This window comes from Stenotrophomonas sp. DDT-1, from assembly GCF_001580555.1.
GTDB lineage: Bacteria > Pseudomonadota > Gammaproteobacteria > Xanthomonadales > Xanthomonadaceae > Stenotrophomonas > Stenotrophomonas sepilia.
In genome coordinates this window covers 23,805-50,290 of record NZ_LEKR01000034.1, presented here as the reverse complement: position 1 = coordinate 50,290, position 26,486 = coordinate 23,805, and the positions used below count along the sequence as shown (strand labels likewise).

The window sequence follows — 26,486 nt, the reverse complement described above, 5'->3', positions numbered from 1 at the left end:
TTCTCATACTGCACGTTGACCAGTGCATGGAAGCGGTCATCCTTGGAGTTGAAACCGCGTGCGCCGCTGAAGCGGAAGCTGTTGCCGCCTCCTTCGCTGTAGGCACCGCCGCGCACATTGAGCACGCCGCCATCCATGCGCTCCTTGAGGATGATGTTGACCACGCCGGCGATCGCGTCCGAGCCGTACAGCGACGACTGGCCACCCGGCAGGATCTCGATGCGCTCGACGATGTCGATCGGGATGCCGCTGATGTTGTTGAAGGTATCGCCGCCGTTGTACAGCGCCGGATACGAGAGCATCGGGCGGCCGTTGATCAGGTACTTGGTATAGCCCGGGCTGAGGCCGAACATGCCCGCCGCTTCGGCGCCCTGGGTGAAGGATGCGGAGGTCTGGCCACCCTGCAGGCCGCCCGTGGACAGCGAGGACTGCTGCAGGACATCGGCGACGCTGGTGAAACCGCGGGTCTGGATATCCTCGGCGGTGACGGTCAGGACGGGCGTGTGGTTCTCGATCTCGGTCTGCGGAATCAGCGACCCGGTGACGGTCACACGATCAAGCTGGGTCGGCGCATTGCCGTCCTGGGCCAGGGCGGTGCCGGAGGCCAGGAGGGTGCCGAGCAGGGCGAGGGTCAGAGGGTGGCGCGAGAGCGTGGAACGTTGGCGAGACATGGTGGATCCCCGTAGTGAGCAATGTCTTGGCGGCGCATTCCCTGCGCATTAACAATTCGTTCAGTGTGACTCCATTCAGGTCGACCGTAACACGTCGTTAACGCTGCCAACACAGGGCTGTCACATCAAGGTGCCGTTGGGAGATGAAAAAACGCTTCAGAATCAATGGATAAGGCGATTTGTTTTGGCATGTTTCAAAAGTTTGCGGCGTGCAAGGGAGCATGTCGGCATGGCGGATATGCCTTGTAGATCAATGCGTTGCCTTGGATCAGCGCTGCCGGGAACCTGGATGTTTGTGCGTTGTGGATCACACTTTCTGCTACAGGCCGGACAGGGAGCGGGCAGTGGTGCAAAAAAAAGGCCCCGCCGAAGCGGGGCCTGGTCCAGACACGCGGTCCGGAATACGACGGGATCAGAAGTCGTACTTGACCTGGGCCGAGATCTGACGGCCGTAGACGCTGTAGAAGCCGTCGTTGAACGGGGTCGATTCGTTGCCCGGGTAGTTGTAGCGCTGGCCTTCCGGCAGCTTGTTGAACACGTTGTTGACCATCAGCGACAGGGTCAGATCGTCCTGTGCCTGGTAGTTCAGGCTCATGTTGTACGTGGTGTACGAGCCCCACTTGCCGGCCTTGGCGCCGGAGGAGTGGACGTAGTCGTAGCTGCGGCCGGTGTAGGCCAGGTAGTTCGGGGTGCTGCCGACGTAGTTGGCGTACACGGTGGTGGTGAACTTGGAGATGGCCCAGCCCACCGACACGTCGCCGCGTACCTTGGCGAAGTTGTCGTAGTACCACATGTTGTACGGATCGCTCAGCAGGTCCAGCTTCTGCGCACCCGGCAGGGCCACCACTTCACGCTTCAGCATGTTGGTGTAGTTGCCGGAGAACATCAGCGAACCGAAGCGGCCCAGGTCCTGCTGGTACTTGGCACCGACGGTCACCGCTTCCAGGTTCTGGCTGGCCACGTTGAGCTTCGGGGTGTACACGCGGGTCAGGTTGCCACCGGCGTCGCGGGTCACCCAGTCGGTCACGTTCTGGCAGCTGGCCGAGGTGTTGTTCGGCAGGCCGTTGCGGCACTGGTACTCGGCCAGCAGCAGCTGGTCGGTGCTCAGGGTCTTGACCTCGTTCTTGATCTTCCAGTTGTAGTAGTCGACCGACAGCGAGAAGTTGCTCACCGGGGCCCACACCACGCCTGCGCTCCACACGTCGGCGGTGATCGGCTTCAGGTCCGGGTTGCCGGACTTTTCGCTGTACACCGAGGTGGTCTTGTAGAACGAGCAGGCTTCGTCACGCAGCGCGTAACCCATCTGGCTGCAGCGGTAGTAGTCGTTCTGGCCGGAGGCGAACGAGCCGCTCATGCCCTGGAAGGCATCGGACAGGGTCGGCGCGCGGAACGCGGTGCCGTACTTGCCGCGCAGCAGCAGGCTTTCCACCGGACGGTATTCCAGGCCGATGCTGTAGGTGGCCTTGTCGACGGTCTTGTCGGCGATCTTGAAGGCGTCATAGCGGCCCGAGGCGCTGATGGTCAGCGACTCGAATACCGGCATGCGCAGTTCGCTGGTCACCGCGTAGTTGCTGCGGTGGCCGGCACCGGCCACGGCGGTGGCGCCCCAGGCGTTGCCATCGACGAAGGCCTGGTCGGGCGAGTAATCCCAACCTTCGCTGCCGCCTTCCAGCACCACGGCCAGGCCGGCGTCGCCGCCCGGCAGGGAGAACAGCGAACCGTTGGTCACCTGCACGCGACCCAGGTTCTGCCAGGTCTTGCTGCGATGGGTGCCATAGCCGGTGAAGCTGGCGAACTGGTCCGGGGTGATCGGCGAGTAGAAGGCGGTGTAGTTCGGGTTGTAGATGCCGAAGCCATCAGCAGTGGTGCCCAGGCGCGGGCCCAGCACGGTGTCGCCGAAGAAGCCTTCGATCTTGTCCTTCCAGCGCGCGAAGCGGTTCTGGTCCAGACGGTATTCGCCGCGGGTGAAGCTGGCGCTGTAGTCCCAGTCGCCGACCATGCCCTTGCCGCCCAGGGTGACCTGGTAGGAACGGCTCTCATCGGAGTTCAGGATGTTGTTGTAGTGGCCCGGGCCGATTTCTTCCGGCGCGAAGGCGCGCTGCAGGTTCACGACCTTGCCCAGGCCCTGGTCGTAGAAGCCGCCCATCACCGACTTGGTGCCCCACCACAGGGCGCTGGAGCCGGAGGTGAACTCGGTCTTTTCCTTGCTGTACAGCACGTCGGCGAACAGCTGGAAGTTGTCGTTCACGTCGAAGGTCATCGACGAGTAGAACTGGCCGCTGTTCTTGCCGTTCTTCAGGGTCTTGTAGCCGGCGCTGTACACCGAGCCGCACGATTCGCCCGATGCACGCTTGCCGACGGTGGTGGTGCCGTCGTACAGGCCTGCCACGTTGGCGCAGCGGGTCGGGTCCATCATGTACAGCTTGTTGTCGGCGTTGCCGATGACGGCAAAGTCGTTCGACGGAAGCTGCGCGGTGTAACCGACCGGGTTGTTCTGCTTGGTGATGTCACGCTGGTAGCCCCAGATCGGGCTGCCGTTCTCGATCTGCACGTTGACCAGCGCGTGGAAGCGGTCGTCGAACGCGTTGAAGCCCTTGGCGGCGCTGAAGCGGATGTTGCCGCCACCACCTTCGGTGTAGGTACCGCCACGGATCGACATCGTGCCGCCGTCCATGCGTTCCTTCAGGATGATGTTGACCACGCCGGCGATCGCGTCCGAGCCGTACAGCGACGACTGGCCGCCCGGCAGGACTTCGATGCGCTCGACGATGTCGATCGGGATGCCGCTGATGTTGTTGAACGACTCGCTGCCGTTGTACAGCGCCGGATACGAGAGCATCGGGCGGCCGTTGATCAGGTACTTGGTGTAGCCCGGATTCAGGCCGAACATGCCGGCGGCTTCGGCGCCCTGGGTGAACGCACCCGAGGTCTGGCCGCCCTGCAGGCCGCCGGTCGTCAGCGATGACTGCTGCAGCACTTCAGCAACACTGCTGAAGCCGCGGGTCTGGATGTCTTCGGCGGTGATGGACATCACCGGGGTCTGGGTTTCGACCTGGGTCTGCGGGATCAGCGAACCGGTGACGGTGATCTTGTCCAGGTTGGTCGCCTTGTCCTGGGCCATTGCCGGGGAGGCGGCCATCAGAGCGGAAAGCAGGGCGACGGCGAGCGTGTTGCGACGTGCGGTATTGCTGACGTGTTTCATGTAGTTCCAATGGAGAGCAAAAAACAAAAACGGCACTGCGCATGCGCCATCGCGCGGGCCGCAACAGCGGGCTCCGCAGCTCAAAACAGTGCTGATCGAACGTAACATGAACTTAACAATCTGTGCACGAATCCGTCGCAATCCTGAATTTCAGTCAGGTTACGTCCAGCTTGTATGATGCTGGGTTATCCCCCTGACTCCGCCGGTGCTCGTTGTGAACAGTTCTCCCCGCCGTCCCCATGCCAGCCAGGTCCAGAAGGGACTTACGCCGCATGCCCGCATCCGCAATGTCATCGCGGTCGGTTCGGGCAAGGGCGGCGTCGGCAAGTCCACCACCTCGGTGAACCTGGCCGTGGCGCTGCAGCAGCTCGGTGCGCGGGTGGGCGTGCTCGACGCCGACATCTACGGCCCCAGCGTGCCGGCCATGCTGGGGCTGTCCGGCCGCCCGGAAAGCCCGGACAACAAGAGCATCGAGCCTCTGCGTGCGTTCGGCGTGGACACCATGTCGATCGGCTACCTGATCGAAGAAGACACCCCGATGATCTGGCGCGGCCCGATGGCCACCTCGGCGATGACCCAGCTGTTCAACGATACCCTGTGGGACGACCTGGATTTCCTGCTGATCGACCTGCCGCCGGGCACGGGTGACATCCAGCTGACCCTGACCCAGAAGATTCCGCTGGCCGGTGCGGTGATCGTCACCACGCCGCAGGACATCGCCACGCTGGATGCGAAGAAGGCGCTGAAGATGTTCGAGAAGGTCGAGGTGCCGGTGCTGGGCATCGTCGAGAACATGGCGGTGCACACGTGCAGCAGCTGCGGGCACATCGAGCACCTGTTCGGCGAGGGTGGCGGCGAGCGCATGGCCGCGCAGTACGGCGTGCCGCTGCTGGGGTCGCTGCCGCTGCAGATCGGCATCCGCGAGCAGGGCGATGCAGGCACGCCGATCACCGTGGCCCAGCCGGATTCGGCACCGGCCCAGGCCTATCGCCATGCCGCGCAGCGCCTGATCGAGGAAGTCGGCAAGCGCCCGCGGGCCTCGATCCCGATCCTGTCCTCGCTGCTGTAAGTGCCGGGGCAGGGGCCGCCGGCGCAGGCCGGCCCCCTGCTAGAATCCTCGCGCCCCCTCGTACCCCCAGGACAAAGCATGAGCATCAAGAGTGACCGTTGGATCCGCCGCATGTCCGAGCAGCACGGCATGATCGAGCCGTTCGAGGCCGGGCAGGTCAAGCAGGCCAACGGCCAGCGCATCGTCAGCTACGGCACGTCCAGCTATGGCTATGACGTGCGCTGCTCGCGCGAGTTCAAGGTGTTCACCAACATCAACTCGACGATCGTCGATCCCAAGCATTTCGATCCGGGCAGCTTCGTGGATATCGTCGGCGATGAGTGCATCATCCCGCCGAACAGCTTCGCGCTGGCGCGTACCGTGGAGTACTTCCGCATCCCGCGCGATACCCTGGTGGTGTGCCTGGGCAAGAGCACCTACGCGCGCTGCGGCATCATCGTCAACGTGACGCCGCTGGAGCCGGAATGGGAAGGCCACGTCACCCTGGAATTCAGCAACACCACGCCGCTGCCGGCGCGCATCTACGCCAACGAAGGCGTGGCGCAGATGCTGTTCTTCCAGGCGGCCGCCGATGACATCTGCGAGACGTCGTACCGCGACCGTGGCGGCAAGTACCAGGGCCAGACCGGCGTGACCCTGCCGCGGACCTGAAGATTGCAGGCGATTTGTAGAGCCGAGCCATGCTCGGCTTCAATGCAGGGCAGCCGAGCATGGCCCGGCTCCACATGAAGGAAGGCGGTGCAATGCGCCGCCTTCCTTATTTGCCGCGACCGAACAGCATCGCGATGCCGACACCCACCAGGGCCACCGGCCACCAGGTCAGCAGCAGCTTGGACAGGTTCAGGTGCGTCCAGCCGAGATTGCTGGCGAGCATGAACAGGCCGATCAGGATCAGCAGGACGGCGGCAACGAGGTTGAATCGCATCGGGTCGGCGAAGGCTCAGGACAGGGCCGGATATCCTAGCCGTTCCTTCCAGTAGGCGACATGCTGGTCCAGCGCCGCCGGCTCGTAGCGGTGCGCCGGGCCGCTGCCCCAGACCGGGCCAGGCCAGGCCGGATCACCGTCATGGCGGCCGATCACATGGAAATGCAGCTGGCGCACGATATTGCCCAGCGCCCCGATGTTGATCTTTTCCACCCCGTCGGAGCCCTTCAGGGCCTTGCAGGCGCGGTTGAGCTCGGTGCGGAGCTTGTCCTGCTGCTCGCCGTCCAGCTCGATCCACTCGGTGACCCCGGCCAGGCGCGGTACCAGCACCAGCCAGGGGAATCGTTCGTCGTTCATCAGCCGCACTTGCGACAACGGTCCTTCCGCCACCAGCACGCTATCGGCGGCCAGGCGTGAATCGAGTTCGAATTCGCTCATCCAAGATGCTCCGAGAAGAAGTCCAGGGTGCGTTGCAGCGCCAGGGCGGCGCTGTCTGGATCATACGCATGTCCGACCTCCCGGTTGAAGGCATGATCGGCCGGATAGACGTAGGTGGTCATCTGCGGCAGCTTCTCGCGGTGGGCCTGCACGGCTTCCGGTGGGATGCTGCGGTCCTGGGCGCCGAAGTGGAAGATCACCGGTGCCTTGGGTGTCTCATCGAGGAACTGGACGTTGCGGGCGCCGTAGTAGCTGACCGACGGCAGCCCCAGGCGCACTGCGGACAGCATCGCCACCGTGCCACCCCAGCAGTAGCCGACGGTGCCCACCTTGCCGTAAGGGGCCAGCCGGGTGGCCGCCGCACGTACCACTTCCAGTGCCCGCTCCATGCCCAGCGCGCCGACCCGTTCCAGGCCCTGTTTCACGCCGTCGGCGTCGTAGGGCAGCGCGTCCGGATCGGCGTCGGGGCCATCGAGCAGGTCGAAGAACGAGGGCGCCAGCACCGCATAGCCTTCCGCCGCGAAGCGCTCGGCCACGCTGCGGATATGCGGATTGGCGCCGAAGATTTCCTGCACCACCACCAGGCCGCCACGCGCGGTGCCTTCCGGCAGGGCCTGCCAGGCCCGTACCGGGCCGTGATGCGTATCCAGGGTGATCCACTCGGCCATCGTCATCTTCCTCGTTGCTGGAAACAGAACTGCATTGTCGGTGCTGCGCCGGTTAGCGCGGCGTCAGTGGCTGTGCCGGATCGGTCGGCTGGGCATTCAGAGCGCGGCCGCCAACCCCGGTATACTGGCGCCCTTTCAGGCCCCGGCCCCCAGGAACCCCTGCCATGGCGGCAGGGGCCCAGGCCCCCAGAGTCCCGCGATTTCCATGTCCCAGCTGAACCCCAAAGTCGGCTTCGTCAGCCTTGGCTGCCCGAAGGCCCTCGTCGATTCCGAGCGCATCCTCACCCAGCTCCGCTCGGAAGGCTACGACATCGTCCCGTCCTACGATTCGGCCGACGTGGTGGTGGTCAACACCTGTGGCTTCATCGATTCTGCGGTGACCGAGTCGCTGGACGCGATCGGCGAGGCGATGAACCAGAACGGCAAGGTGATCGTCACCGGTTGCCTGGGCAAGCGCCCGGAGCAGATCCGCGAGGCGTACCCCAACGTGCTCGCGGTGTCCGGCCCGCAGGATTACCAGAGCGTGATGGAAGCGGTGCATGAAGCACTGCCGCCCAAGCACGATCCGTTCGTGGACCTGGTGCCCGACTACGGAATCAAGCTGACCCCGCGGCACTACGCGTACCTGAAGATTTCCGAGGGCTGCAACCACAAATGCAGCTTCTGCATCATTCCGTCGATGCGCGGCAAGCTGGTTTCGCGCCCGGTCGACGAGGTGCTGCGTGAAGCCGAGCGCCTGGTGCGTGGCGGCGTGCGCGAGCTGCTGGTGGTTTCGCAGGACACCTCGGCCTACGGCGTGGACGTGAAGTACGCAGAAAAGATGTGGCGCGACAAGGCCTACCAGACCCGTTTGAAGGCGCTGTGCGAAGGCCTGTCGGAGCTGGATGCGTGGGTGCGCATGCACTACGTCTACCCGTATCCGCACGTGGACGAAGTGGTGCCGCTGATGGCCGAGAACCGCATCCTGCCGTACCTGGATATCCCGTTCCAGCACGCCAGCCCGCGCATCCTGCGCCTGATGAAGCGCCCCGGCGCGGTGGAGAAGACCCTGGAGCGCGTGCAGAACTGGCGCCGTATCGCGCCGGACATCACTGTGCGTTCGACCTTCATCGTCGGCTTCCCGGGCGAAACCGAAGCCGAGTTCGAGGAACTGCTGTCGTTCCTTGACGAAGCGCAGCTGGATCGCGTCGGTGCGTTCGCTTACTCGCCGGTCGAGGGTGCCACCGCCAACGACCTGCCTGACGCCGTGCCGGAAGAGGTGAAGCAGGAACGCCTGGCCCGTTTCATGGAGAAGCAGGCGCAGATTTCCGCCGCGCGCCTGGAAGCCAAGATCGGCACCGTGCAGCAGTGCCTGGTCGACGCCATCGAAGGCGACATCGCCGTGGCCCGCTCCAAGGCCGATGCCCCGGAGATCGACGGCCTGGTGCACATCCAGAATGCCGACCAGGTGCCGCTGCGCGTGGGCGAATTCGTCGACGTGGAGATCACCGAGAGCGACGAGCATGACCTGTACGGTGACGCGCTGGCGGCCACCCCCCGTCCGGCGTTCGACCTCAAGGTGCTGTGATCGCAGCGACGGCCGCCACCGGCAACGGCGGCGGTTCACGGCGCTTCGTACCGCCGCCACGTGCGGCGGTAGCTGCACGGCGGTTCGAGCACCCGCTGTTTGCCGGGCTTCAGGACTTCCGTGACCTGCTGGACGGCACCGCATGGCCGTCCATCGCGGCGCTCGATGCACGCCTGGCCGTGCCTGGCAAGCGCCTGGTTGAACAGGACGCCGCGCTGCTGGCCGATGGCCTGCACTACGAAGTGCGTATCGCGCAGGGACGCATCGCCACCCGTGCCGGCAACTGGCACGACCTGTTCAATGCGCTGGTGTGGGCCTCACAGCCGCAGCTGAAGCGAGCGCTCAACGTGCGGCAGTGCCTGCATATCGAGGCGATGCCACCCGGCCAGCGCAACCGCGCGCAGGCCGCCTTGACCCAGTTCGACGAAACCGGCGTGATCGTGCGTGTGCGCGATGACTCACTGCTGGCTGCCTGGGATGCACACGACTGGCCCGCGTTGTTTGACCCGGTGAACTGGCAGAGCGGTGACATCGCCATCACTGTGGTATTCGGGCATGCGCTGATGGAACAGGCACTGCTGCCGGGGCGATTGCTGGTCGGCAAGTGCGTGGTGGTGCAGGGCGATGCCGATGCTGCCTGCGTTGACGTGATGACTGCGGCCATTGCCGAGGGCAGGGCAGTGACCGATCCGCTGCAGCTGCGGCCGTTACCATTGGCCGGTGTTCCCGGCTGGCATGACGTGCAGGATTCCGCCTTCTATCGCAATGCCGACTATTTCCGCCCGCTGCGTGCAGGGCGTACGTACCCACCACCGTTGTAGAGCCGAGCCCATGCTCGGCTGCGTTGCCCATCAGCCGAGCATGGGCTCGGCTCTACAACGGCGGCGAGGTCGAGCATGGCTCGACGCTACACAGGCTCGTACTCCACCCCGATCACCGCAAAGGTGAACTGCCCACCAGGCAGCTCCACCGAGAACTCATCATCCAGCCGCTTCTTCAGCAGCGCACGCGCCAGGGGGGAATCGATGCTGATCCAGCCCAGGCCCGCATCGGTCTCATCCGGACCGACAATGCGGTAGCGGCTGGTGTCGCCGCTGTCCACGTTCTCCAGTTCCACCCATGCGCCGAAGAACACCGCCAACGGGTCGGTCGGCGTGGTGTCGACCACGCGCAGCGATTCCAGCCGCTTGGTCAGGTAGCGCACGCGGCGGTCAATCTCGCCCAGTTGCTTCTTGCGGTAGGTGTACTCGGCGTTCTCCGAGCGGTCGCCTTCTGCGGCAGCGGCGGCGAGTGCTTTTACCACCTCCGGGCGGCGCACGCGCCATAGCTCATCCAGTTCGGCCTTCAGTCGCGCATGCCCGGAAGCGGTGATCAGGGCGGTGCTTTTTTCTGCGGGGGGACGCCAACGGGACATGCAATACGACTTCTTTTCTGGATGACGAATGGGGAGCGGGGTCGGATCCCTTGCCAGCGGAAAGGGCTCTGACCCCAGCAGGGGCATCTAGCGCTTGCCGCCGAAGATGCCACCGAGGATGCCGCGCACGATCTGGTTGCCCAGCTTGGTGCCGACAGTGCGCGTGGTCTGCTTGGCCATGGTCTCGATCATGCCCTGGCGGCGCTTGGTGCCGAAGATCGCATCCTTGATGGCCTGTCCGAAACCCCCTTCCTGAGCTTCGTCCTGCTCGCGGCTGCGCGCGGCCGGCGCCTGTGCCTGCTCGATGCTCTTCTGCGCGCGCTGGGCCAGCAGTTCGGCGGCCGATTCGCGGTTGATCGCGGTGTCGTAGCGGCTGCCGACCGGGCTGCCGGCGCGTACCTGTGCACGCTCGGCCTCGGTGATCGGTCCCATCCGGCAGCGCGGCGGCGCGATCAACGTCTGCTGCACGGGCATCGGCACGCCCTTGTCCTGCAGCGTGGATACCAGTGCCTCGCCGGTGCCGAGCTGGCTCAGCACCTTGGCCACGTCCAGCTTGGGATTCGGCACGAACGTCTCGGCCGCGGTTTTCACCGCCTTCTGGTCGCGCGGGGTGAACGCACGCAGTGCGTGCTGAACGCGATTGCCCAGCTGGCCGAGAATGTTGCCCGGCACGTCGTCGGGGAACTGCGAGCAGAAGTAAACGCCCACGCCCTTGGAACGGATCAGGCGCACCACCTGCTCGATGCGCTGCACCAGCGACGGCGGTGCATCATCGAACAGCAGGTGGGCCTCGTCGAAGATGAAGACCAGTTTCGGCTTGTCCAGGTCGCCCACTTCCGGCAGCTGCTCGAACAGTTCCGAAAGCAGCCACAGCAGGAAGGTGGAATAGAGCTTGGGCTTGAGCACCAGCTGGTCGGCGGCGAGGATGCCGATCATGCCGCGGCCGTCGTGGTTGACCCGCATGATGTCGGCCAGTTCAAGCGCCGGTTCGCCGAAGAAGTTCTCGCCACCGTCCTGCGCCAGGCGCAGCACCGAACGCTGGATCGCGGCGATCGACTGCGCGCTGACCAGGCCATACTCGGTGGAGATGTCCTTGCGCTCCTCGGCGACCAGGCCGAGCAGGGCGCGCAGGTCGTCCATGTCCAGCAGCAGCAGGCCGCGGTCGTCGGCCAGCTTGAATACGATATCGAGCACCCCGGCCTGGGTGTCGTTCAATTCGAGGATGCGCGACAGCAGGGTCGGGCCCATCTCACTGACGGTGGTGCGTACCGGGTGGCCGAGCTTGCCGTACAGGTCCCAGAAGATGGTCGGGCTGGCGGCCGGCGCATAGTCGGCCACGCCGATCTCGGCCGCGCGCTTGAGCAGGTTCTCGGCACCGGTGCCGGGCACGGCCAGGCCGGACACATCGCCCTTCACGTCAGCCAGGAACACCGGCACGCCCAGCCGCGAGAAGCCCTCGGCCAGGGTCATCAGGGTCACGGTCTTGCCGGTACCGGTGGCGCCGGCCACCAGACCGTGGCGGTTGCCGAGTTTCGGCAGCAGGGTGACGGCAATATCGTCGGTAATGCCTTTGCCGAGCAGAATCGGATCCATTGTCCAGCCCTTGTGATGAATAGCCCAATGTTAACCGCCGGCAGTGACGGTCCGAAGGTCGGCTTGCCCGGACCTTGGCGGCGCCGCTACTCTGCCTGCCTGTTTTGCACACAGTGCCATCAATGCCCGTTCCTGTCCTGATTTCCCGCGGTTGGCCGCTGCTGGCCCTGGCCGGCCTGGTTTCCCTGGCGCCCGACGCCCACGCACAGCGGGTTTCGGCCCGGGACAAGGTGAAGGTGGATGCGCTGCAGCAGCGCATGACCGCCGCCGAAAAGCGCTACGGCGATGCCCTGCTGCTGGTCGCCAACGCCGATCCCAAGGGCAGCAACGAGGCTGATGCCGCGCTGGAGGACATGGAAGATGTCCTCAACGACTGCGTGAAGCAGAAGGGCTGCCAGATGGGGACCCTGCTGGCCAGCTACAAGCGGCTGCTCAAGCACGACGCCGATGCCGCCGCCAGCGATGACGTGGCCGACGAGGGCGGTGACCGCCTGGAAGCCGACCCGGACCACATCGGGCCGCTCACCGCCGACGTGCCCGAGGCCGCGCGCGCTGCCGCGCTGCTGAACGACAAGCGGCACGCCTTCGACACGATGGTCGAGTACAACCCGGCGGTGCAGGCCGGCATCCGCCGCTGGCTGACCGACATGCGCCCGGCGCTGCTGACCAGCTACGAGAATTACCAGAACCTGCGCGCGGTGATGTGGCCGGAGTGGGAAAAGCGCGGCCTGCCCGAGGCGCTGCTGTTCGGGATCATGGCCAAGGAATCCAATGGCCGTGTGCATGCTTCCTCGCGCGCCGGCGCCGCCGGCCTGATGCAGTTCATGCCAGCCACTGGCCGCCGTTTCGGCCTGGGCCCGGACGGCACCGGCTTCGATACCCGCTTCGACGCGCGCAGCGCCGCCGAGGCCAGCGCCAGCTACCTCAACGAGCGCCTGCGCGAACTGAACAACAACGTGGAAATGTCGGTGGCCGCCTATAACGGTGGCGAAGGCCGTGCTGCGCGCGTGTTCAAGCAGAGCGGTGGGCAGAGCTTCTGGACCGACAGCGTCTACAACCAGTTCCCGGGCGAGACCAAGGACTACGTGCCGATGGTGATCGCCGCGGCCTGGATCTTCCTGCACCCGCAGCAGTACGGCGTGGAGTTCCCGAAGATCAGCGCGCAGCCGGCCACGCTGCGGCTGGCCAAGTCCACCACCATCTATGAATTGACCATCTGCCTGGGCAGCCACGGTACCCGCGATGGCTACATGCGTGCGTTGCGCAACCTCAACCCGCGCTATGAGGCCGATGGCTGGATTCCGGCCGGTACGCTGATCAACGCCACCACCCGCATCGTCGGCCTGTACCAGCGAAATTGTGTCAGTGGTCCGCGTGCCGACCTCGCCCGCACGCTGATCACCGCTGATCTCAACGCGGCGATCAAGCGCCCGGCCGCGTCGAGCTATACCGGTAGCGTGGCGGTGGGCGGCGTGGTGCCGGTGGCCGACGCGGCTGCATCCACCAGCGTGCCGACCGCACCGGTGGCTGCAGTGGCGGCACCGCGCCCGGCGCCGGCCGCCCGGCCGAAGCCGGCGCGCAGCCACAAGGTGGGCCGGGGGGAGACCCTGGGCGCCATCGCCGCCAAGTTCCAGTGCGACCTGCCGACCCTGGCCCGCGCCAACGGCCTGAAGGCTCCGGCCTACAGCCTGCGCCAGGGCCAGACGCTGAAGCTGCAGGGCTGCGACAAGTAATTCCCAAGACCACTGGAATTTGTATGGACCTCGAAGCCACCCGCAACCTGTTCGCCAACCTCCGCGAGAACACCGACTGGGACATCAACGGCCCGTTGCTGTGGGGGTATTTCTTCGTCCACGCCAGTGCCGAGCCGCTGCAGGCGCTGGCCCAGCACCTGCAGGCACAGGGCTACACCTTCGTGGAACTCTTCGAGCAGGAACCGGAAGAGGGCGACGCGCCGTTCCACGTGCTGCACGTGGAGCGCGTGGAAATCCACGACGAAGCCTCGCTGGACCGCCGCAACCAGGAATTCGCGGCGCTGGCCGCGGAGCACGGCGTGGAAGACTACGACGGCATGGACGTCGGCCCGGCACCGGTCCTGCAGTAATCCGCTTCTGACTGTAGAGCCGAGCCCATGCTCGGCTGTTCATGCCGGCAGCCGAGCATGGGCTCGGCTCTACAGACCCGGTAGTGCCGGCCGCTGGCCGGCATCCCGTTGAATCCATCCATGCGTCGCGTGGATCTACGGTCAGCGCAGCTTTGCCAGGGCCTGGCCCAGCTGCACCGGGCTTTCGGCGCCCAGCTGCGGGGCGAATTCGGCCACGCCCGGTGGCAGCAGCACTACCACGGTCGAGCCGTAATTGAAGCGTGCCATCTCGGCGAAACGCTCCAGCTTGATGCCCTTGCCGCGGTAGTCCTTGCGGGTGATGCGATCGCCGTAGGCCGGGATCTCCTCGCCGCTCCACACGGTTTCCACGCCGGACACCAGCAGCGCGCCGACCATCACGCTGACCATCGGGCCGAAGCTGGTGTCGAAGTGGCAGACCAGGCGCTCGTTGCGTGCGAACAGGCGCGGTACGCCGTTGACGGCCGCAGGACCGACACTGAACAGGCGGCCCGGCACGTGCACGGTTTCACGCAGGGTGCCGGTCCACGGCATGTGCACGCGGTGGTAGTCGCGCGGCGACAGGTACACGGTGGCGTACAGACCGTCGTTGTACGGCTTGGCGTCCTCGTCGCTGCCCAGCAGCTCGGCGGCGGTGAACGACTGGCCCTTGGCCTGGAAGATGCGGCCGGCCTCGATCTTCCCCAGCTGGCTGATGCGGCCGTCGGCCGGCATCACCAGGCTGCGCGGATCGGCATCGGCCACGCGCGCGCCCGGCTTCAGCGCGCGGGTGAAGAACTGGTTGAAGGTCGCATAGCTGCGCGGGTCCGGGTTGGCCGCTTCGTCCAGGTTGACGTTGAACTTGCGGGTGACGGTGTCGATCAGCCAGCGCGACACGCGCGGATCGTCCGAGTACGCCAGCGAGCGTGCCATCGAGGACAGCAGGCGATGGGGCAGGGCGTACGTCAGGGCGGTGGTGAGGCTCATGGGGCGGTTTTCTCGGTCAGCTTGTGCAGGTCGCGGGCGATCGCCGGCGCATTGAACGGGGGGCGCACCAGGCCGGCAAGGTGGCCTTGCGGGTCGAGCACGGCCAGGCTGGCCGAATGCTCGACGGTGTAATCCTCGGCGTTCTCGTCGAAATGCTTGCCCGGCACTTTCTGGAACACGAAGCCCAGCGAGGTGGCGAAGCGCTCCAGCGAGGGGATATCGGCGGTGGCGGCCAGGGTGTCCTTGTGGAAGCCGTGCACGTACTCGCCCAGGCGGGTGGCGCTGTCGCGGTCCGGGTCGACCGAGATGAACAGCACGCGCGGGCGCAGGCCATCGGGCAGGGCCTCCCACTGGTTCTGCGCGCCGGCCAGCTCGGCCAGGGTGGTCGGGCAGACGTCCGGGCAGAAGGTGAAGCCCAGGAACACCAGGGTCCAGTGGCCCTTCAGTTCGCCCGGGATCAGGCGGGTGCCGTCGGACTGGGCCAGGTTGAAGTCGGGCAGTTCACGCGGCTGCGGGTACAGGGTGATCGCTTCGGTGGCCGGGGCGTTGGCAGGCGGCTTCGGCGCGAACACCTGCTGGGCGGCCAGCAGGCCGAGCCCCGCGGCCAGGGCGATCAGCAGGATGATGCCGGCGTTGCGATTGAACATGGGGGCTCCCGCGCGAAATGGGCTCCATCATACCGGCTGCGGCCCGATCGTTTCCGTCGCAACGGATGCTGCCGCGGGCGCCAGCCCCTATAATCGGGGGCCACTTTGCCCGCAGTACCGCCATGACCGCTGAAACGGCCGCCGAACTCCACACGATCATCGATCTGATCCGCTACGGCACCAGCCGTTTCAACGAAGCCGGGCTGACCTTCGGGCACAGCTACGACAATGCGCTGGATGAGGCCACCCAACTGGTGCTGCACAGCCTGCACCTGCCGCACGACCTCGGCCCGGCCTACGGCCAGGCACGCCTGCTGCAGGCCGAAAAGCTGCGCGTGCTGGAGCTGTTCCAGCGCCGCATCGACGAACGCATCCCCGCTGCCTACCTGACCGGTGAGGCCTGGTTCGCCGGCCTGAGCTTCAAGAGTGACGCGCGCGCGCTGGTGCCGCGCTCGCCGATCGCCGAACTGATCGAATGTGGTTTCGAACCGTGGCTGGCCGGCCGCGATGTCAGCCGTGCACTGGATCTTTGCACCGGTTCGGGCTGCATCGCCATCGCCATGGGCCACTACTACCCGAACTGGGAAGTGGACGGCGTCGACCTGAGTGACGACGCACTGTCGCTGGCCGAGGAGAACAAGGAGCGCCTGCAGGCGCACAACGTCACCCTGATCAAGTCGGACCTGTTCAATGGTCTGACCGGCCGCCACTACGACCTGATCGTCACCAACCCGCCGTACGTCACCAACGACGAGACTGATGCCCTGCCGCAGGAATATTCCTACGAGCCGGAAATGGGCCTGCGTGCCGGTGACGATGGCCTGGACCTGGTGCTGAAGATCCTGCGCGACGCCCCGCTGCACCTGAGCGAAGACGGTCTGCTGATCTGTGAAGTGGGTGAGTCCGAACAGCATCTGGTCAAGCTGCTGCCGGAAGTCGATTTTTCCTGGATCGAGTTCAAGGTTGGCCAGATGGGCATCTTTGCGGTCGAATGCCGCGAGCTGATCGCCCACAGCGCACGCATCACCGAACTGGCGGCGCAGCGCCCGTGAGCTCCAATTCGTTCGGCAAGCTGTTCACCGTCACCACGTTCGGCGAGTCGCACGGGCCGGCCATCGGCTGCGTGATCGATGGCTGCCCTCCGGGGCTGGCGCTGGACGCGGCCGAATTCGCCCACGACCTGCAGCGCCGTGCGACCGGCAAGAGCCGGCACACTTCCGCGCGGCGCGAGGCCGACGAGGTCGAGATCCTGTCCGGCGTATACGAGGGCCTGACCACCGGCACCCCGATCGCGCTGCTGATCCGCAACACCGACCAGCGCAGCAAGGATTACGCCAATATCGGCCAGCAGTTCCGCCCGGGCCATGCCGACTACAGTTACTGGCACAAGTACGGCATCCGCGATCCGCGTGGCGGTGGCCGTTCCTCGGCACGCGAGACCACCATGCGCGTGGCCGCTGGCGTGGTCGCCAAGAAGTGGCTGGCCGAGCGTTTCGGCGTGACCGTGCGTGGCTACCTGTCGCAGCTGGGCGACATCACCCCGGCCGGTTTCGACTGGTCGGCGGTGGAAGACAATCCGTTCTTCTGGCCGCACGCCGCACAGGTGCCCGAGCTGGAGGCGTACATGGATGCGCTGCGCAAGTCTGGCGACTCGGTCGGTGCGCGCGTGGACGTGGTCGCCGACAACGTGCCGCCGGGCTGGGGCGAGCCGATCTACGGCAAGCTTGATGGCGAACTGGCCGCTGCGCTGATGAGCATCAATGCGGTGAAGGGCGTGGAGATCGGCGACGGATTCGCCAGCGCCGCGCAGAAGGGCACTGAACACCGTGACCTGCTGACGCCGCAGGGCTTCGCCAGCAACCATGCCGGCGGCATCCTCGGTGGCATCTCCACCGGTCAGCCGGTCGTTGCGTCGATCGCCCTGAAGCCGACGTCCAGCCTGCGCCTGCCGGGCCCGTCGCTGGATACGGACGGCAACGTGGTCGAGGTGGTCACCACCGGCCGCCACGATCCCTGCGTCGGCATCCGCGCCACGCCCATCGCCGAAGCGATGGTGGCGCTGGTGCTGATGGATCAGGCGCTGCGTCATCGCGCGCAGTGCGGCGATGTCGGCACGATCACCCCGCGCATTCCCGGGCAGATCGATGGCTGACACGCGGCCGACCGTGTGGGTGAGCCAGCCGCTGATCGAGGCGGCCATCGCGCCGCTGCGCGATCGCGTGCAGCTGCGCAGCACCGACACCGTCACCGCCTGGTCGCCGGACCAGATCGCTGCACAGCTGGCCAGCGCCGACGGCGCGATCATCACCCTCAACGAGCGCATCGGTGCGGCCCAGGTGGCCAATGCCACGCAGTTGCAGGTGATCGCCAATGTCGGCGTCGGCTACAACAACCTGGATGTCGACGCGCTCAGCGCCGCCGGCATCCTGGCCAGCAACACGCCGGACGTGTTGACCGAAACCACCGCCGATCTCGGTTTCGCGCTGCTGATGGCAACCGCGCGCCGGATCACTGAGTCCGAGCGCTGGCTGCGTGACGGGCAGTGGCAGCAGTGGTCGTTCCAGACCATGCTGGGCGCGGATGTCCATGGCAGCACACTGGGCATCCTTGGCATGGGCCGCATCGGCCAGGGCATCGCCCGCCGCGGCGCGCACGGTTTCGGCATGAAGGTGCTGTACCACAACCGTTCACGGTTGCCGGCCGACACCGAGGCGTCGCTCCGCGCGACCTACGTGGACCTGGATACACTGCTGGCACAGTCCGACCATCTGGTAACGGTGCTGCCCTACACGCCGGCCTCGCATCACATCATCGATGCGGTTGCCCTGGCGAAGATGAAGCCGACGGCAACCCTGGTGAACATCGCACGCGGCGGCATCGTCGACGAACTGGCGCTGGCCGACGCACTGGCCAACGGCCACCTGGCGGCTGCCGGCCTGGATGTGTACGAGGGCGAGCCGAAGGTGCGCCCGGAGCTGCTGGCGCTGCGCAACGTGGTGCTCACGCCGCATATCGGCAGCGCCTCGCTGGGCACGCGCACGGCGATGGTACAGCTGGCCGTGGATAATCTGGCTGCCGGGCTCGGCCTGGATGGTGGCCCGTCGCGCATGCCGAGCGCGATCAACGCTGACGCGGCGATGGCCGCGCGCGTGATGCTGGGCAAAAAAACCGGGAAACGATAGGGAACCTCCGCGCGCCCCGCTTGAGGAGGTTCCCCGAACCCAGCTGTCGTGCGTGTTTTCCCCCATTCCCGTTTCGTGAGAGTTCCCCATGAGCAATGCACAGCGCAGTTTCCACGTCGCCGTCGTCGGTGCCACCGGCGCCGTTGGCGAGACCATGTTGTCGATCCTGGCCGAGCGTGATTTCCCGGTCGGCACCCTGAGCGTCCTCGCCTCCGAGCGTTCGGCCGGTGGCGAGATCGAATTCAACGGCCAGAAGGTCAAGGTCCAGGACCTGGCCACCTTCGATCCGACCGGTGTCGAGATCGCGCTGTTCTCGGCTGGCGGCAGCGTGTCCAAGGAATACGCACCGAAGTTCGCCGCCGCCGGTGCGGTGGTGATCGACAACTCCTCGGCCTTCCGTTACGACGATGACGTGCCGCTGGTGGTGTCCGAGGTCAACCCGGAACAGGTCGCCAACCGTCCGCGCGGCATCATCGCCAACCCGAACTGCTCGACCATGCAGATGCTGGTGGCGCTGGCGCCGCTGCACCGCAAGTACGGTATCGAGCGCATCAATGTGTCCACCTACCAGTCGGTGTCCGGCGGTGGCCGCTCGGCGATGGAGGAACTGGGCAAGCAGACCGGCCAGCTGCTCAGCTTCCAGGAGATCGATCCGCAGCGCTTCCCGGTGCAGATCGCCTTCAACCTGATCCCGCACATCGATGACTTCCAGGACAATGGCTTCACCAAGGAAGAGATGAAGCTGATCTGGGAGACCCGCAAGATCCTCGGTGACGACAGCATCCTGGTGAACCCGACCGCGGTGCGCGTGCCGGTGTTCTACGGCCACTCCGAGTCGGTGGCGATCGAGACCCGCGACAAGGTCACCGTCGCTGAAGCGCGCGCGCTGCTGGAGCAGTCGCCGGGCATCGAAGTGGTGGATCGTCACGAGGCCGGTGGCTATCCGACTCCGGTTACCCATGCTTCGGGGACCGATGCGGTGTATGTCGGCCGTATCCGCGAGGACCTGTCGCACCCGCGTGGCCTGAACCTGTGGATCGTGTCGGACAACGTGCGCAAGGGCGCTGCCCTGAACGCCGTGCAGCTGGCCGAGCTGGTCGCCGCCGAACAGCGTTGATGGAGAGGCCGGGCAATGCCCGGCCTTTTCTGTAGAGCCGAGCCCACGCTCGGCTCAGGCCATGCAGCCGAGCATGGGCTCGGCTCTACATGGGTGCGGACCCCGGTCCGCACGCTTTATAGTGTCGCCATGAATAAACGGGCCAGGGGCGCAAAGCGCCCGCTCCTCTATCTTTCCACCGCGCTGCTGGCCCTGGCCAGCAGTTCGGCGCTTGCCCTGGGCTTGGGTGACATCCGTGTCCTGTCCAAGCCGGGCCAGCCCCTGCTGGCCGAAATCCCGGTAGTCTCGGCCGATCCATCCGAACTGGAGAACCTGCGCGTCGCGCTGGCCTCTGCGGTCACCTTCGAACGCGTTGGCCTGCAGCGGCCGGCCGGGCTTGTCAGCGAGCTGCAGTTCGAACTGACCCGCAATGCGCAGGGCAGGGCGGTGGTGCGGGTGACCTCGCAGACACCGGTCGAAACCCCGTCGCTGAGCTTCCTGATCGAGGCCGACTGGGGCCAGGGCCGCTTGGTGCGCGAATACTCGGCGCTGATCGATGCGCCCTCCAGCGCACTGGCGGTGGCCGAACCGGAAATCGTCGCGCCGGCCGGTACCCTCTCCAACACCATCGTCCGTGACGTTGCACCGGCACCGGCCGCTGCGGAGAGCGCAAGCGCACCTGCGCCGTCCACTGCGGCAGCGCCGGCACCTGCATCGGCTCGCCCGCGTGCAGGGGATGCACCCGCCGCTGCCGCGCAGGCAGCCGATGGCAGCGTCATCGTCCAGCGTGGGCAGACCCTGTCGCAGATCGCCAGCGCGGTGGCCCGCGGCAACCAGGTCAGCCGCGACCGCGCGATGATCGCCCTGCTGCGGGCCAACCCGGAGGCCTTCATCCGCGGCAACGTCAACCTGCTCAAGCAAGGCGCCGTACTGCGCATGCCCGGCAGCGATGCACTGGCGGCGGTCGATGCCGCCGAGGCCGCAGCGCTGGTGCGCGAGCATGCAGCGCAGTGGCGGCAGGCGCGCACCGTGCCGCAACCGGCGGGTACCGTCGCCCCGGTGGCCGCGGCGGCAACCACGAACGCTTCTTCCCCGGCCGCGGCCAATGGGGCACGACTTGAAATCGCCCCGGCGCTGGCTTCCGACGCCGCGCGCGCGGGCACAACCACCGGCACTGGAGCCGGCAGCGAGGGTGACATGCTGGGCAACGAACAACTGCGCCAGGCACGCGAGGACATCGCGACCCGCGATGCCGAGATTGGCGAGCTGAAGCAGCGCGTCGCCGACCTGGAAAAACTCAAGGAACAGCAGCAGTCGCTGATCGCGATGAAGGACAACGACCTGGCCGCCGCGCAGCAGCGCCTGGCACAGGTACCGGATACCCGCGATGCGGCAACGCCGTGGTACTGGCTGGGGCTGCCGGTGCTGCTGCTGGCGGCCGGTGCAGCCTGGCTGCTGCGTCGTCGCAAGCCATCGCCGCTGCCGCCGCTGCGCGACGAAGACGATGCCGCCGGCCTGGCCGCTGCGGTACCGGCGGGCGCGGCGCTGGATACGCTGGCCGAGCAGTCCTCGTGGTCGTCGGTGGTGCCCGAAGCAGGCCGCCAGGAGCCGGCGATGCCGGCTTGGGCGAGCGAAACCGGGGGGCAGGATGACGCCGCTGCCGAACCGGTCGCCGACGTCGCCGCCCAGGCTGACTGGCAGGCGCAGACGCTGCGCGATGACGAAGTGATGGAGCTGCCCGAGGCAGTGACCGACCTGCCGCGCTGGGACGAGCCGGTGGCCACGCAGGAGGATTCCGCGCCGGCCGCCGCCGCGCAGGATGAGCCGCTCGCGCAGGCGGCCCCTGGCGAGGTGGCAGTGCCGGACTACGCGCTGCACGCCGAACAGCAGCCGCAGTTCCGCGGCGTGTTCGACCTGCCGGCCGAGCACCCTGACGGCGAGGCTTCAGGCGCAGCGCCGCATGACGCGCAGGCCGCGGCGGCGCATGAAGACGGTACTGCGGCGCCGGCCAGCGATGCCGGCTGGGCGCCGCGCGCCGGGCAGGAACGCCTTGAGCTGGCCATCGCCTACCTCGACCTGGGCGATGCCCAGACCGCGCGTACGTTGCTGCAGGAAGTGGCCGAGGGCGGCGACCTGCACTGCCAGGCCCAGGCCCGCGAACTGCTGGCCCGCCTGCCGTGATCGACCCTGCCGACAAGGACCCCGTCATGAGCCGCGAGCGCCGCATCGACTACGTTGAATTCGCTTCCACGGATCCTGCGGCCAGCCGCGCCTTCTTCGAGAAGGCGTTCGGCTGGTCGTTCGTAGACTATGGCAGCGACTACACCGCGTTCGACGACGGCCGCCTGCAGGGCGGCTTCTTCCGCGGCCAGCCGCTGCGTGCCAGCGATGCCGGTGCGCCACTGCTGGTGTTGTACGCTGACCAGCTGGCACCGATCGAAGCGGCGGTGCTTGACGCTGGCGGTGAGATCGTGCGGCCGGTGTTTTCCTTCCCCGGTGGCAGCCGTTTCCAGTTCGTCGAGCCCGGTGGCAACGAACTGGCGGTGTGGTCCGAACGCGATCCGGCCTGAGCGCCGCCCCTCCCGCAACATCTGAGGTAGCACATGCGTTACGCGCTTGGCGTCGAGTACGACGGCAGCGATTTCAGGGGCTGGCAGAACCTCGGCGAGGGCGGCCCGAGCGTGCAGGCCAGCCTTGAGCAGGCCCTGTCGTCGGTGGCCGATTCGCCGCTGCAGGTGGTCTGTGCCGGCCGCACCGATGCCGGCGTGCACGGCCAGTGCCAGGTCGTGCATTTCGATACCGACGTGGCGCGCGATCCGCGCGCGTGGATGCTGGGCACTACCACCCGCCTGCCGCGCTCGATCGCAGTGCGCTGGTGCGTGCCGGTGGCCGAGGATTTCCACGCGCGTTTCTCCGCGCGCGCACGCCGCTACCGCTACCGCCTGCTCAACCGCGAAGTGCGGCCCGCGCTGGACCGGCAGACCTTGAGCTGGGAGCGCCGCGCGCTGGACGAGACCCTGATGCACGCCGCCGGCCAGGCCCTGCTCGGCGAGAACGATTTCAGCGCGTTCCGTTCGGTGCAGTGCCAGGCGCTGCACGCCCGGCGTGAGCTGCAGTCACTGCAGGTCAGCCGCCAAGGCGAGGTGATCGAGGTCGCCGTGCAGGGCAATGCATTCCTTCATCACATGGTCCGCAATATCGTCGGATCGCTGATCCTGGTGGGCAGTGGCGAGAAGCCGGTGGAATGGATCGCCGAACTGCTGGCCGGGCGCGATCGCACCGTAGCCGGTCCCACCGCACCGCCGCAGGGCCTGGTGTTCCTTGGGCCCCTGTACCCCGACAACTGGCACCTGCCCGCCGAGGTCACGCTATGAGCCGCTCCTACTACCGCACACGCATCAAGTTCTGTGGCATGACCCGGGCCGGCGACGTCCGCCTGGCCGGTGAGCTGGGCGTGGACGCGGTGGGTTTCATCTTTGCCCGTGAAAGCAGCCGCCGGGTCGCTCCGGCCGAAGCGCGCGCGATGCGCCAGGCGATCGCGCCCATGGTCGACGTGGTGGCGCTGTTCCGCAACAACAGCAAGGAAGAGGTGCGCGAGGTGCTGCGCACGGTACGGCCGACCCTGCTGCAGTTCCACGGCGAGGAAGACGAGGGCTTCTGCCGCAGCTTCAACATGCCCTACCTGAAGGCGATCGCGATGGGCGGGCGTGAAGAGATCAACGCCCGCACCCTGCAGCTGCGCTATCCCAGCGCCGCCGGTTTCCTGTTCGACAGCCATGCCCCGGGCGGCGGCGGCGGTACCGGCGTGGCCTTCGACTGGGGCCGCATTCCGACCGGCCTGCACCGGCCGTTCCTGCTGGCCGGTGGCCTGAATCCGGAAAACGTCTACGACGCCGTGCTGGCCACCCTGCCGTGGGGCGTGGATGTCTCCAGCGGCATCGAACTGGAGCCGGGCATCAAGGACGGCTACAGGATGCGTACTTTTGTCGAGGAAGTGCGCCGCGCCGATTGCACGGTTCTTGAGTGATTGGCGTCACTATTTGCCGTAATTTGGACTTGGATTTGAGCCTGCACGCATTCTTCACATAGGATGGACCCAAGCGCGCCTGCCATGAGGGTCGGCGCGGGGATCGACGGGACGTGCATGGCGCGCCCCGAACGGGCGGCCGCCGCCCACAGCCCAGGAAGGCAAGCGATGCAGGAGTTCCTCACCGTCGTGTTCGGTTTCCCGACCCTGCCGTACAGCATCGTGCTGGCGGTGGCGGTGCTGTATTGGGCACTGGCGGCCTTCGGCCTGGTCGACGACGGGTTTGGCGATGCCGGCGCCGATGGGGCGCTGCATGGCGACCCACATGATCTGCAGGGACTGTCCGCGCTGCTGGCGCGCTGGGGCCTGGGTGGGGTTCCCCTCATGCTTGTGGTGACGCTGCTGGGTTTCTTCGCCTGGATCGTCACCTATTTCGTCCATCTGTTCGTGCTGTTGCCGCTGCCGGACCTGCTGCGCTGGGCGATCGGTGCGGTCGTGGCCCTTCTGGCGCCGTTGCCGGCGGTTCCGTTCACCGCGCTGCTGCTGCGCCCCGTCCGCAGGTTCCTGCTGCGCCTGCGCCCGGTGGCGCAGGCCTCGCTGCTGGGGCGTACCGGCGTGGTTGCCTCGCCGAAGGTGGATGCCCGCAGCGGTCACGCCACCTTCGACGATGGCGGCGCCGGACTGGTGCTGCAGGTGCGCAGCGAGATCGAACTGCAGCGTGGCGAGCGCATCGTGCTGGTCGAACACGTGGCTGATCAACACCATTACCGGGTGGTCCGCGCCGACGCGGTCGCCCTCGACTTCCAGGACAACCTGCTTCCGGGCAACAAGGAGAATCACTGATGACGTTGGCAACCATGGCCCCCTTCCTGATCGGCGTAGCCGTGCTGCTGGTCGCACTGCTGGGCCTGGCCGGCCTGTTCAAGGCCTTCTACCGCAAGGTCGACCAGGGCGTGGCCCTGATCGTCAACGACATGAGCTCCACGCCCAAGGTGCACTTCACCGGTGCGCTGATCATCCCGGTGCTGTACCGCGCCGAGCTGATGCGGATCAGCCTGATCACGCTGCAGATCGACCGCCGCGGCAAGGAAGGCCTGATCTGCCGCGACAACATGCGTGCCGATATCGCCGTGGCGTTCTACCTGCGGGTCAACGAGACCCAGGCCGACGTGCTGCGCGTGGCCAAGGCCATCGGTGCCGACCGTGCATCGGACAAGCATGCGGTCGACGAGCTGTTCAACGCCAAGTTCTCCGAAGCGCTGAAGACGGTCGGCAAGAAGTTCGACTTCACCGAACTGTTCGAGAAGCGCCAGGAGTTCCGCGACGAGATCATCGCGGTGATCGGCAATGATCTGAACGGCTACGTCCTTGAGGACGTGGCGATCGACTACCTGGAGCAGACCCCGAAGTCGCTGCTGGACCAGTTCAACATTCTCGACGCGCAGGGCATCCGCAAGATCACCGAATTGACCGCCGCGCAGAACGTGGTGACCAACGAGCTGGAGCAGAACGAGAAGCTCGCCATCACCAAGAAGAACGTGGAAGCGCGCGAAGCGCTGCTGGCCCTGGAACGCCAGCAGGCCGAAGCCGAAGCACGTCAGAAGCGTGAGATCGAGACCATCCGCGCACGCGAGGAGGCCGAGACCGCCAAGGTGCAGGAGGAGCAGCGCCAGTTGTCCGAGAACGCCCGTATCGAAGCGCAGCAGCTGATCGAGATCCGGGACCAGAACCGCCTGCGCGAAGTGGAAGTGGCCGAGCAGAACCGCCAGCGTGCCGTGGCCATCGAGGCCGAGCGCGTGGAGCGCGCACGCCTGCTGGAGCAGGTCACCACCGATCGTGAAGTGCAGCTGCAGGGCGTGGAGCGTGACAAGGTGGTCGAGCAGGGCAAGATGGACGTGGCCAACATCACCCGTGAACGCATCTCCATCGACAAGACCGTGGCGCAGGAAGAGGAGCGCATCAAGGAAGTGCGCGAAGTCTCCGAGGCCGACCGCCAGAAGCAGGTGCTGATCCTGGAAGCCGAGGCCAAGGCGCAGGAAGCGCTGGTGCGCGAAGTCAAGGAAGCGCAGGCGCGCGAGACCGCGTCAAAGCATCGCGCGGTGGAACTGACCACGCTGGCCCAGGCCGAGCATGAAGCGGCCGGCAAGCAGGCCGAAGCCAAGCGCCTGTTGGCCGATGCCCTGCGTGCCGAACAGGCAGCGCCGGGCCTGGCCGAAGCGCAGGTGCGTGAAGCTTCGGCGCTGGCCATCGAGAAGGTCGGCATTGCCGAGGCCCGCGTGATCGAAGCCAAGGCCGAAGCCAGCCTGAAGCAGGGCAGCAACGAAGCCCGCGTTCTGGCCGAGACCCTGCAGGCGCAGGCGCAGGGTGAGGAAAAGATGGGCCTGGCCCGTGCCACCGCCACCGAGTCGCTGGGCAATGCCGAAGCCGGCGTGGTGCAGAAGAAGCTGCTGGCCGAGGCCGAGGGCCTGGTGCGCAAGTTCGAAGCCATCGCCTCGCTGAGTGACCAGGCACGTGGCCATGAAGAGTTCCGCATGATGCTGGACAACAGCCTGAAGCAGGCGCTGGCCTCGATCGAAGCCGGCAAGGAAGTCTCGCGCGAGAACGCCAATGTCATCGCCAGCGCGCTGCGCAACGCCGATATCGACCTGGTCGGTGGCGACGGCGGCATGTTCGAGAACCTGGTCAAGGCGGTGTCGCTGGGCAAGTCGATCGAAGGCTTCGCCGGCAAGAGCCCGATCGTGCAGGAGCTGATGCAGCGCTACCTGGGCGTGGCCGTGGCCGAACCGGCGCCGCGCCAGATCGCCGAGGATGCCGAAGCGGTACCGACCGTGTCGGCTACCGTGGTCGACAGCGCCCGTTGATGCATCGGGCGATGGCCGCCGCCATCGCCCGCCCGCGC

General features: G+C 66.5%; 25 protein-coding genes. 16 read left to right on the top strand and 9 right to left on the bottom strand.

Annotated features, from left to right (window positions below; genetic code table 11):
- The coding region (locus AB839_RS15450) for a TonB-dependent receptor plug domain-containing protein (protein WP_156476676.1) at positions 1-671 on the bottom strand (671 nt) is incomplete at its 3' end.
- 412 nt (positions 672-1,083) lie between these two features.
- Positions 1,084-3,873, bottom strand: a complete 2,790-nt coding sequence (locus AB839_RS15445) for a TonB-dependent receptor (protein WP_061480034.1) — start codon at positions 3,871-3,873, stop codon at positions 1,084-1,086.
- A gap of 214 nt (positions 3,874-4,087) precedes the next feature.
- On the opposite strand from AB839_RS15445, the gene apbC reads away from it, so the two are divergent.
- Together apbC and dcd are read left to right on the top strand one after the other, a co-directional pair.
- Positions 4,088-4,942, top strand: coding sequence for an iron-sulfur cluster carrier protein ApbC (gene apbC, locus AB839_RS15440; RefSeq protein WP_005418013.1), 855 nt, complete (start codon positions 4,088-4,090; stop codon positions 4,940-4,942).
- Between the two features lie 78 nt (positions 4,943-5,020).
- Positions 5,021-5,593 carry a dCTP deaminase gene (dcd, locus tag AB839_RS15435; protein WP_005418012.1) on the top strand — a complete coding sequence of 191 codons (573 nt, stop codon included), beginning with the start codon at positions 5,021-5,023 and terminating at the stop codon, positions 5,591-5,593.
- 106 nt (positions 5,594-5,699) lie between these two features.
- On the opposite strand, the gene AB839_RS21730 is transcribed toward dcd, so the two are convergent.
- From AB839_RS21730 to AB839_RS15425, 3 genes are read right to left on the bottom strand one after another with little or no spacing between them, the layout of a single operon-like run.
- A complete protein-coding gene (locus AB839_RS21730; protein ID WP_005418011.1) occupies positions 5,700-5,867 on the bottom strand; it encodes a DUF5668 domain-containing protein in 168 nt (55 codons plus the stop codon).
- A 15-nt stretch (positions 5,868-5,882) separates the two neighbouring features.
- On the bottom strand, positions 5,883-6,305 hold the full coding sequence (locus AB839_RS15430) for an HIT family protein (protein WP_005418010.1): 423 nt from the start codon (positions 6,303-6,305) through the stop codon (positions 5,883-5,885).
- Positions 6,302-6,973, bottom strand: a complete 672-nt coding sequence (locus AB839_RS15425) for a dienelactone hydrolase family protein (RefSeq protein WP_061480033.1) — start codon at positions 6,971-6,973, stop codon at positions 6,302-6,304. The genes AB839_RS15430 and AB839_RS15425 overlap by 4 nt, the downstream gene beginning before the upstream one ends.
- Before the next feature lie 205 nt (positions 6,974-7,178).
- Here AB839_RS15425 and rimO point away from each other — a divergent pair, with 205 nt between their 5' ends.
- The gene (rimO, locus tag AB839_RS15420; protein ID WP_061480032.1) at positions 7,179-8,540 is read left to right on the top strand and encodes a 30S ribosomal protein S12 methylthiotransferase RimO; all 1,362 of its coding nucleotides are present in this window, start codon (positions 7,179-7,181) and stop codon (positions 8,538-8,540) included.
- Positions 8,537-9,361, top strand: coding sequence for a DUF3025 domain-containing protein (locus AB839_RS15415; RefSeq protein ID WP_061480031.1), 825 nt, complete (start codon positions 8,537-8,539; stop codon positions 9,359-9,361). Before rimO ends, AB839_RS15415 begins: the two co-directional genes overlap by 4 nt.
- An 86-nt stretch (positions 9,362-9,447) precedes the next feature.
- On the opposite strand, the gene greB is transcribed toward AB839_RS15415, so the two are convergent.
- Both greB and AB839_RS15405 read right to left on the bottom strand, forming a co-directional pair.
- On the bottom strand, positions 9,448-9,954 hold the full coding sequence (gene greB, locus AB839_RS15410; protein ID WP_005418006.1) for a transcription elongation factor GreB: 507 nt from the start codon (positions 9,952-9,954) through the stop codon (positions 9,448-9,450).
- Between the two features lie 87 nt (positions 9,955-10,041).
- Entirely contained in the window at positions 10,042-11,547 is a 1,506-nt protein-coding gene (locus AB839_RS15405; RefSeq protein WP_061480030.1) for a helicase HerA-like domain-containing protein, read from the bottom strand.
- Positions 11,548-11,669: 122 nt separating this feature from the next.
- On the opposite strand from AB839_RS15405, the gene AB839_RS15400 reads away from it, so the two are divergent.
- Both AB839_RS15400 and AB839_RS15395 read left to right on the top strand, forming a co-directional pair.
- On the top strand, positions 11,670-13,280 hold the full coding sequence (locus AB839_RS15400) for a transglycosylase SLT domain-containing protein (protein WP_061480029.1): 1,611 nt from the start codon (positions 11,670-11,672) through the stop codon (positions 13,278-13,280).
- Between the two features lie 23 nt (positions 13,281-13,303).
- Entirely contained in the window at positions 13,304-13,651 is a 348-nt protein-coding gene (locus AB839_RS15395) for a ribonuclease E inhibitor RraB (protein ID WP_049414732.1), read from the top strand.
- A 141-nt stretch (positions 13,652-13,792) separates the two neighbouring features.
- Here AB839_RS15395 and asd read toward each other — a convergent pair whose 3' ends face one another.
- Both asd and AB839_RS15385 read right to left on the bottom strand, forming a co-directional pair.
- Positions 13,793-14,635 (bottom strand): archaetidylserine decarboxylase, encoded by an 843-nt coding sequence (gene asd, locus AB839_RS15390; protein ID WP_061480028.1) that lies wholly within the window; start codon positions 14,633-14,635, stop codon positions 13,793-13,795.
- Positions 14,632-15,282 (bottom strand): SCO family protein, encoded by a 651-nt coding sequence (locus AB839_RS15385; protein WP_061480027.1) that lies wholly within the window; start codon positions 15,280-15,282, stop codon positions 14,632-14,634. The genes asd and AB839_RS15385 overlap by 4 nt, the downstream gene beginning before the upstream one ends.
- A gap of 122 nt (positions 15,283-15,404) precedes the next feature.
- On the opposite strand from AB839_RS15385, the gene prmB reads away from it, so the two are divergent.
- The 10 genes from prmB (at position 15,405) to AB839_RS15335 (ending at position 26,448) form a co-directional block, all read left to right on the top strand.
- On the top strand, positions 15,405-16,334 hold the full coding sequence (gene prmB / locus AB839_RS15380; RefSeq protein ID WP_049414727.1) for a 50S ribosomal protein L3 N(5)-glutamine methyltransferase: 930 nt from the start codon (positions 15,405-15,407) through the stop codon (positions 16,332-16,334).
- Positions 16,331-17,434 carry a chorismate synthase gene (gene aroC, locus AB839_RS15375; RefSeq protein ID WP_061480026.1) on the top strand — a complete coding sequence of 368 codons (1,104 nt, stop codon included), beginning with the start codon at positions 16,331-16,333 and terminating at the stop codon, positions 17,432-17,434. Before prmB ends, aroC begins: the two co-directional genes overlap by 4 nt.
- On the top strand, positions 17,427-18,464 hold the full coding sequence (locus AB839_RS15370) for a D-glycerate dehydrogenase (protein ID WP_061480025.1): 1,038 nt from the start codon (positions 17,427-17,429) through the stop codon (positions 18,462-18,464). Before aroC ends, AB839_RS15370 begins: the two co-directional genes overlap by 8 nt.
- A gap of 88 nt (positions 18,465-18,552) precedes the next feature.
- The gene (locus AB839_RS15365; RefSeq protein WP_019660602.1) at positions 18,553-19,581 is read left to right on the top strand and encodes an aspartate-semialdehyde dehydrogenase; all 1,029 of its coding nucleotides are present in this window, start codon (positions 18,553-18,555) and stop codon (positions 19,579-19,581) included.
- A gap of 129 nt (positions 19,582-19,710) precedes the next feature.
- Positions 19,711-21,741 (top strand): FimV/HubP family polar landmark protein, encoded by a 2,031-nt coding sequence (locus AB839_RS15360; protein WP_061480024.1) that lies wholly within the window; start codon positions 19,711-19,713, stop codon positions 21,739-21,741.
- Positions 21,742-21,767: 26 nt separating this feature from the next.
- The gene (locus tag AB839_RS15355) at positions 21,768-22,130 is read left to right on the top strand and encodes a VOC family protein (protein WP_049414720.1); all 363 of its coding nucleotides are present in this window, start codon (positions 21,768-21,770) and stop codon (positions 22,128-22,130) included.
- 33 nt (positions 22,131-22,163) lie between these two features.
- Positions 22,164-22,934, top strand: a complete 771-nt coding sequence (truA, locus tag AB839_RS15350; protein WP_061480023.1) for a tRNA pseudouridine(38-40) synthase TruA — start codon at positions 22,164-22,166, stop codon at positions 22,932-22,934.
- Positions 22,931-23,587, top strand: coding sequence for a phosphoribosylanthranilate isomerase (locus AB839_RS15345; protein ID WP_053500245.1), 657 nt, complete (start codon positions 22,931-22,933; stop codon positions 23,585-23,587). Before truA ends, AB839_RS15345 begins: the two co-directional genes overlap by 4 nt.
- A gap of 168 nt (positions 23,588-23,755) precedes the next feature.
- The gene (locus AB839_RS15340) at positions 23,756-24,430 is read left to right on the top strand and encodes an OB-fold-containig protein (protein ID WP_053500243.1); all 675 of its coding nucleotides are present in this window, start codon (positions 23,756-23,758) and stop codon (positions 24,428-24,430) included.
- A complete protein-coding gene (locus AB839_RS15335; RefSeq protein WP_061480022.1) occupies positions 24,430-26,448 on the top strand; it encodes a hypothetical protein in 2,019 nt (672 codons plus the stop codon). Before AB839_RS15340 ends, AB839_RS15335 begins: the two co-directional genes overlap by 1 nt.
- Positions 26,449-26,486: the final 38 nt, after the last annotated feature.

Coding starts and splice junctions, on each gene's coding strand:
- AB839_RS15445 (WP_061480034.1), bottom strand. CDS start 3,873: ATGAAACACGTCAGCAATACCGCACGTCGCAACACGCTCGCCGTCGCC.
- AB839_RS15405 (WP_061480030.1), bottom strand. CDS start 11,547: ATGGATCCGATTCTGCTCGGCAAAGGCATTACCGACGATATTGCCGTC.
- AB839_RS15365 (WP_019660602.1), top strand. CDS start 18,553: ATGAGCAATGCACAGCGCAGTTTCCACGTCGCCGTCGTCGGTGCCACC.
- AB839_RS15345 (WP_053500245.1), top strand. CDS start 22,931: ATGAGCCGCTCCTACTACCGCACACGCATCAAGTTCTGTGGCATGACC.
- AB839_RS15425 (WP_061480033.1), bottom strand. CDS start 6,973: ATGGCCGAGTGGATCACCCTGGATACGCATCACGGCCCGGTACGGGCC.
- dcd (WP_005418012.1), top strand. CDS start 5,021: ATGAGCATCAAGAGTGACCGTTGGATCCGCCGCATGTCCGAGCAGCAC.
- AB839_RS15355 (WP_049414720.1), top strand. CDS start 21,768: ATGAGCCGCGAGCGCCGCATCGACTACGTTGAATTCGCTTCCACGGAT.
- greB (WP_005418006.1), bottom strand. CDS start 9,954: ATGTCCCGTTGGCGTCCCCCCGCAGAAAAAAGCACCGCCCTGATCACC.
- rimO (WP_061480032.1), top strand. CDS start 7,179: ATGTCCCAGCTGAACCCCAAAGTCGGCTTCGTCAGCCTTGGCTGCCCG.
- AB839_RS21730 (WP_005418011.1), bottom strand. CDS start 5,867: ATGCGATTCAACCTCGTTGCCGCCGTCCTGCTGATCCTGATCGGCCTG.
- AB839_RS15335 (WP_061480022.1), top strand. CDS start 24,430: ATGACGTTGGCAACCATGGCCCCCTTCCTGATCGGCGTAGCCGTGCTG.
- AB839_RS15340 (WP_053500243.1), top strand. CDS start 23,756: ATGCAGGAGTTCCTCACCGTCGTGTTCGGTTTCCCGACCCTGCCGTAC.
- truA (WP_061480023.1), top strand. CDS start 22,164: ATGCGTTACGCGCTTGGCGTCGAGTACGACGGCAGCGATTTCAGGGGC.
- AB839_RS15385 (WP_061480027.1), bottom strand. CDS start 15,282: ATGTTCAATCGCAACGCCGGCATCATCCTGCTGATCGCCCTGGCCGCG.
- AB839_RS15430 (WP_005418010.1), bottom strand. CDS start 6,305: ATGAGCGAATTCGAACTCGATTCACGCCTGGCCGCCGATAGCGTGCTG.
- AB839_RS15360 (WP_061480024.1), top strand. CDS start 19,711: ATGAATAAACGGGCCAGGGGCGCAAAGCGCCCGCTCCTCTATCTTTCC.
- prmB (WP_049414727.1), top strand. CDS start 15,405: ATGACCGCTGAAACGGCCGCCGAACTCCACACGATCATCGATCTGATC.
- asd (WP_061480028.1), bottom strand. CDS start 14,635: ATGAGCCTCACCACCGCCCTGACGTACGCCCTGCCCCATCGCCTGCTG.
- AB839_RS15395 (WP_049414732.1), top strand. CDS start 13,304: ATGGACCTCGAAGCCACCCGCAACCTGTTCGCCAACCTCCGCGAGAAC.
- AB839_RS15400 (WP_061480029.1), top strand. CDS start 11,670: ATGCCCGTTCCTGTCCTGATTTCCCGCGGTTGGCCGCTGCTGGCCCTG.
- AB839_RS15370 (WP_061480025.1), top strand. CDS start 17,427: ATGGCTGACACGCGGCCGACCGTGTGGGTGAGCCAGCCGCTGATCGAG.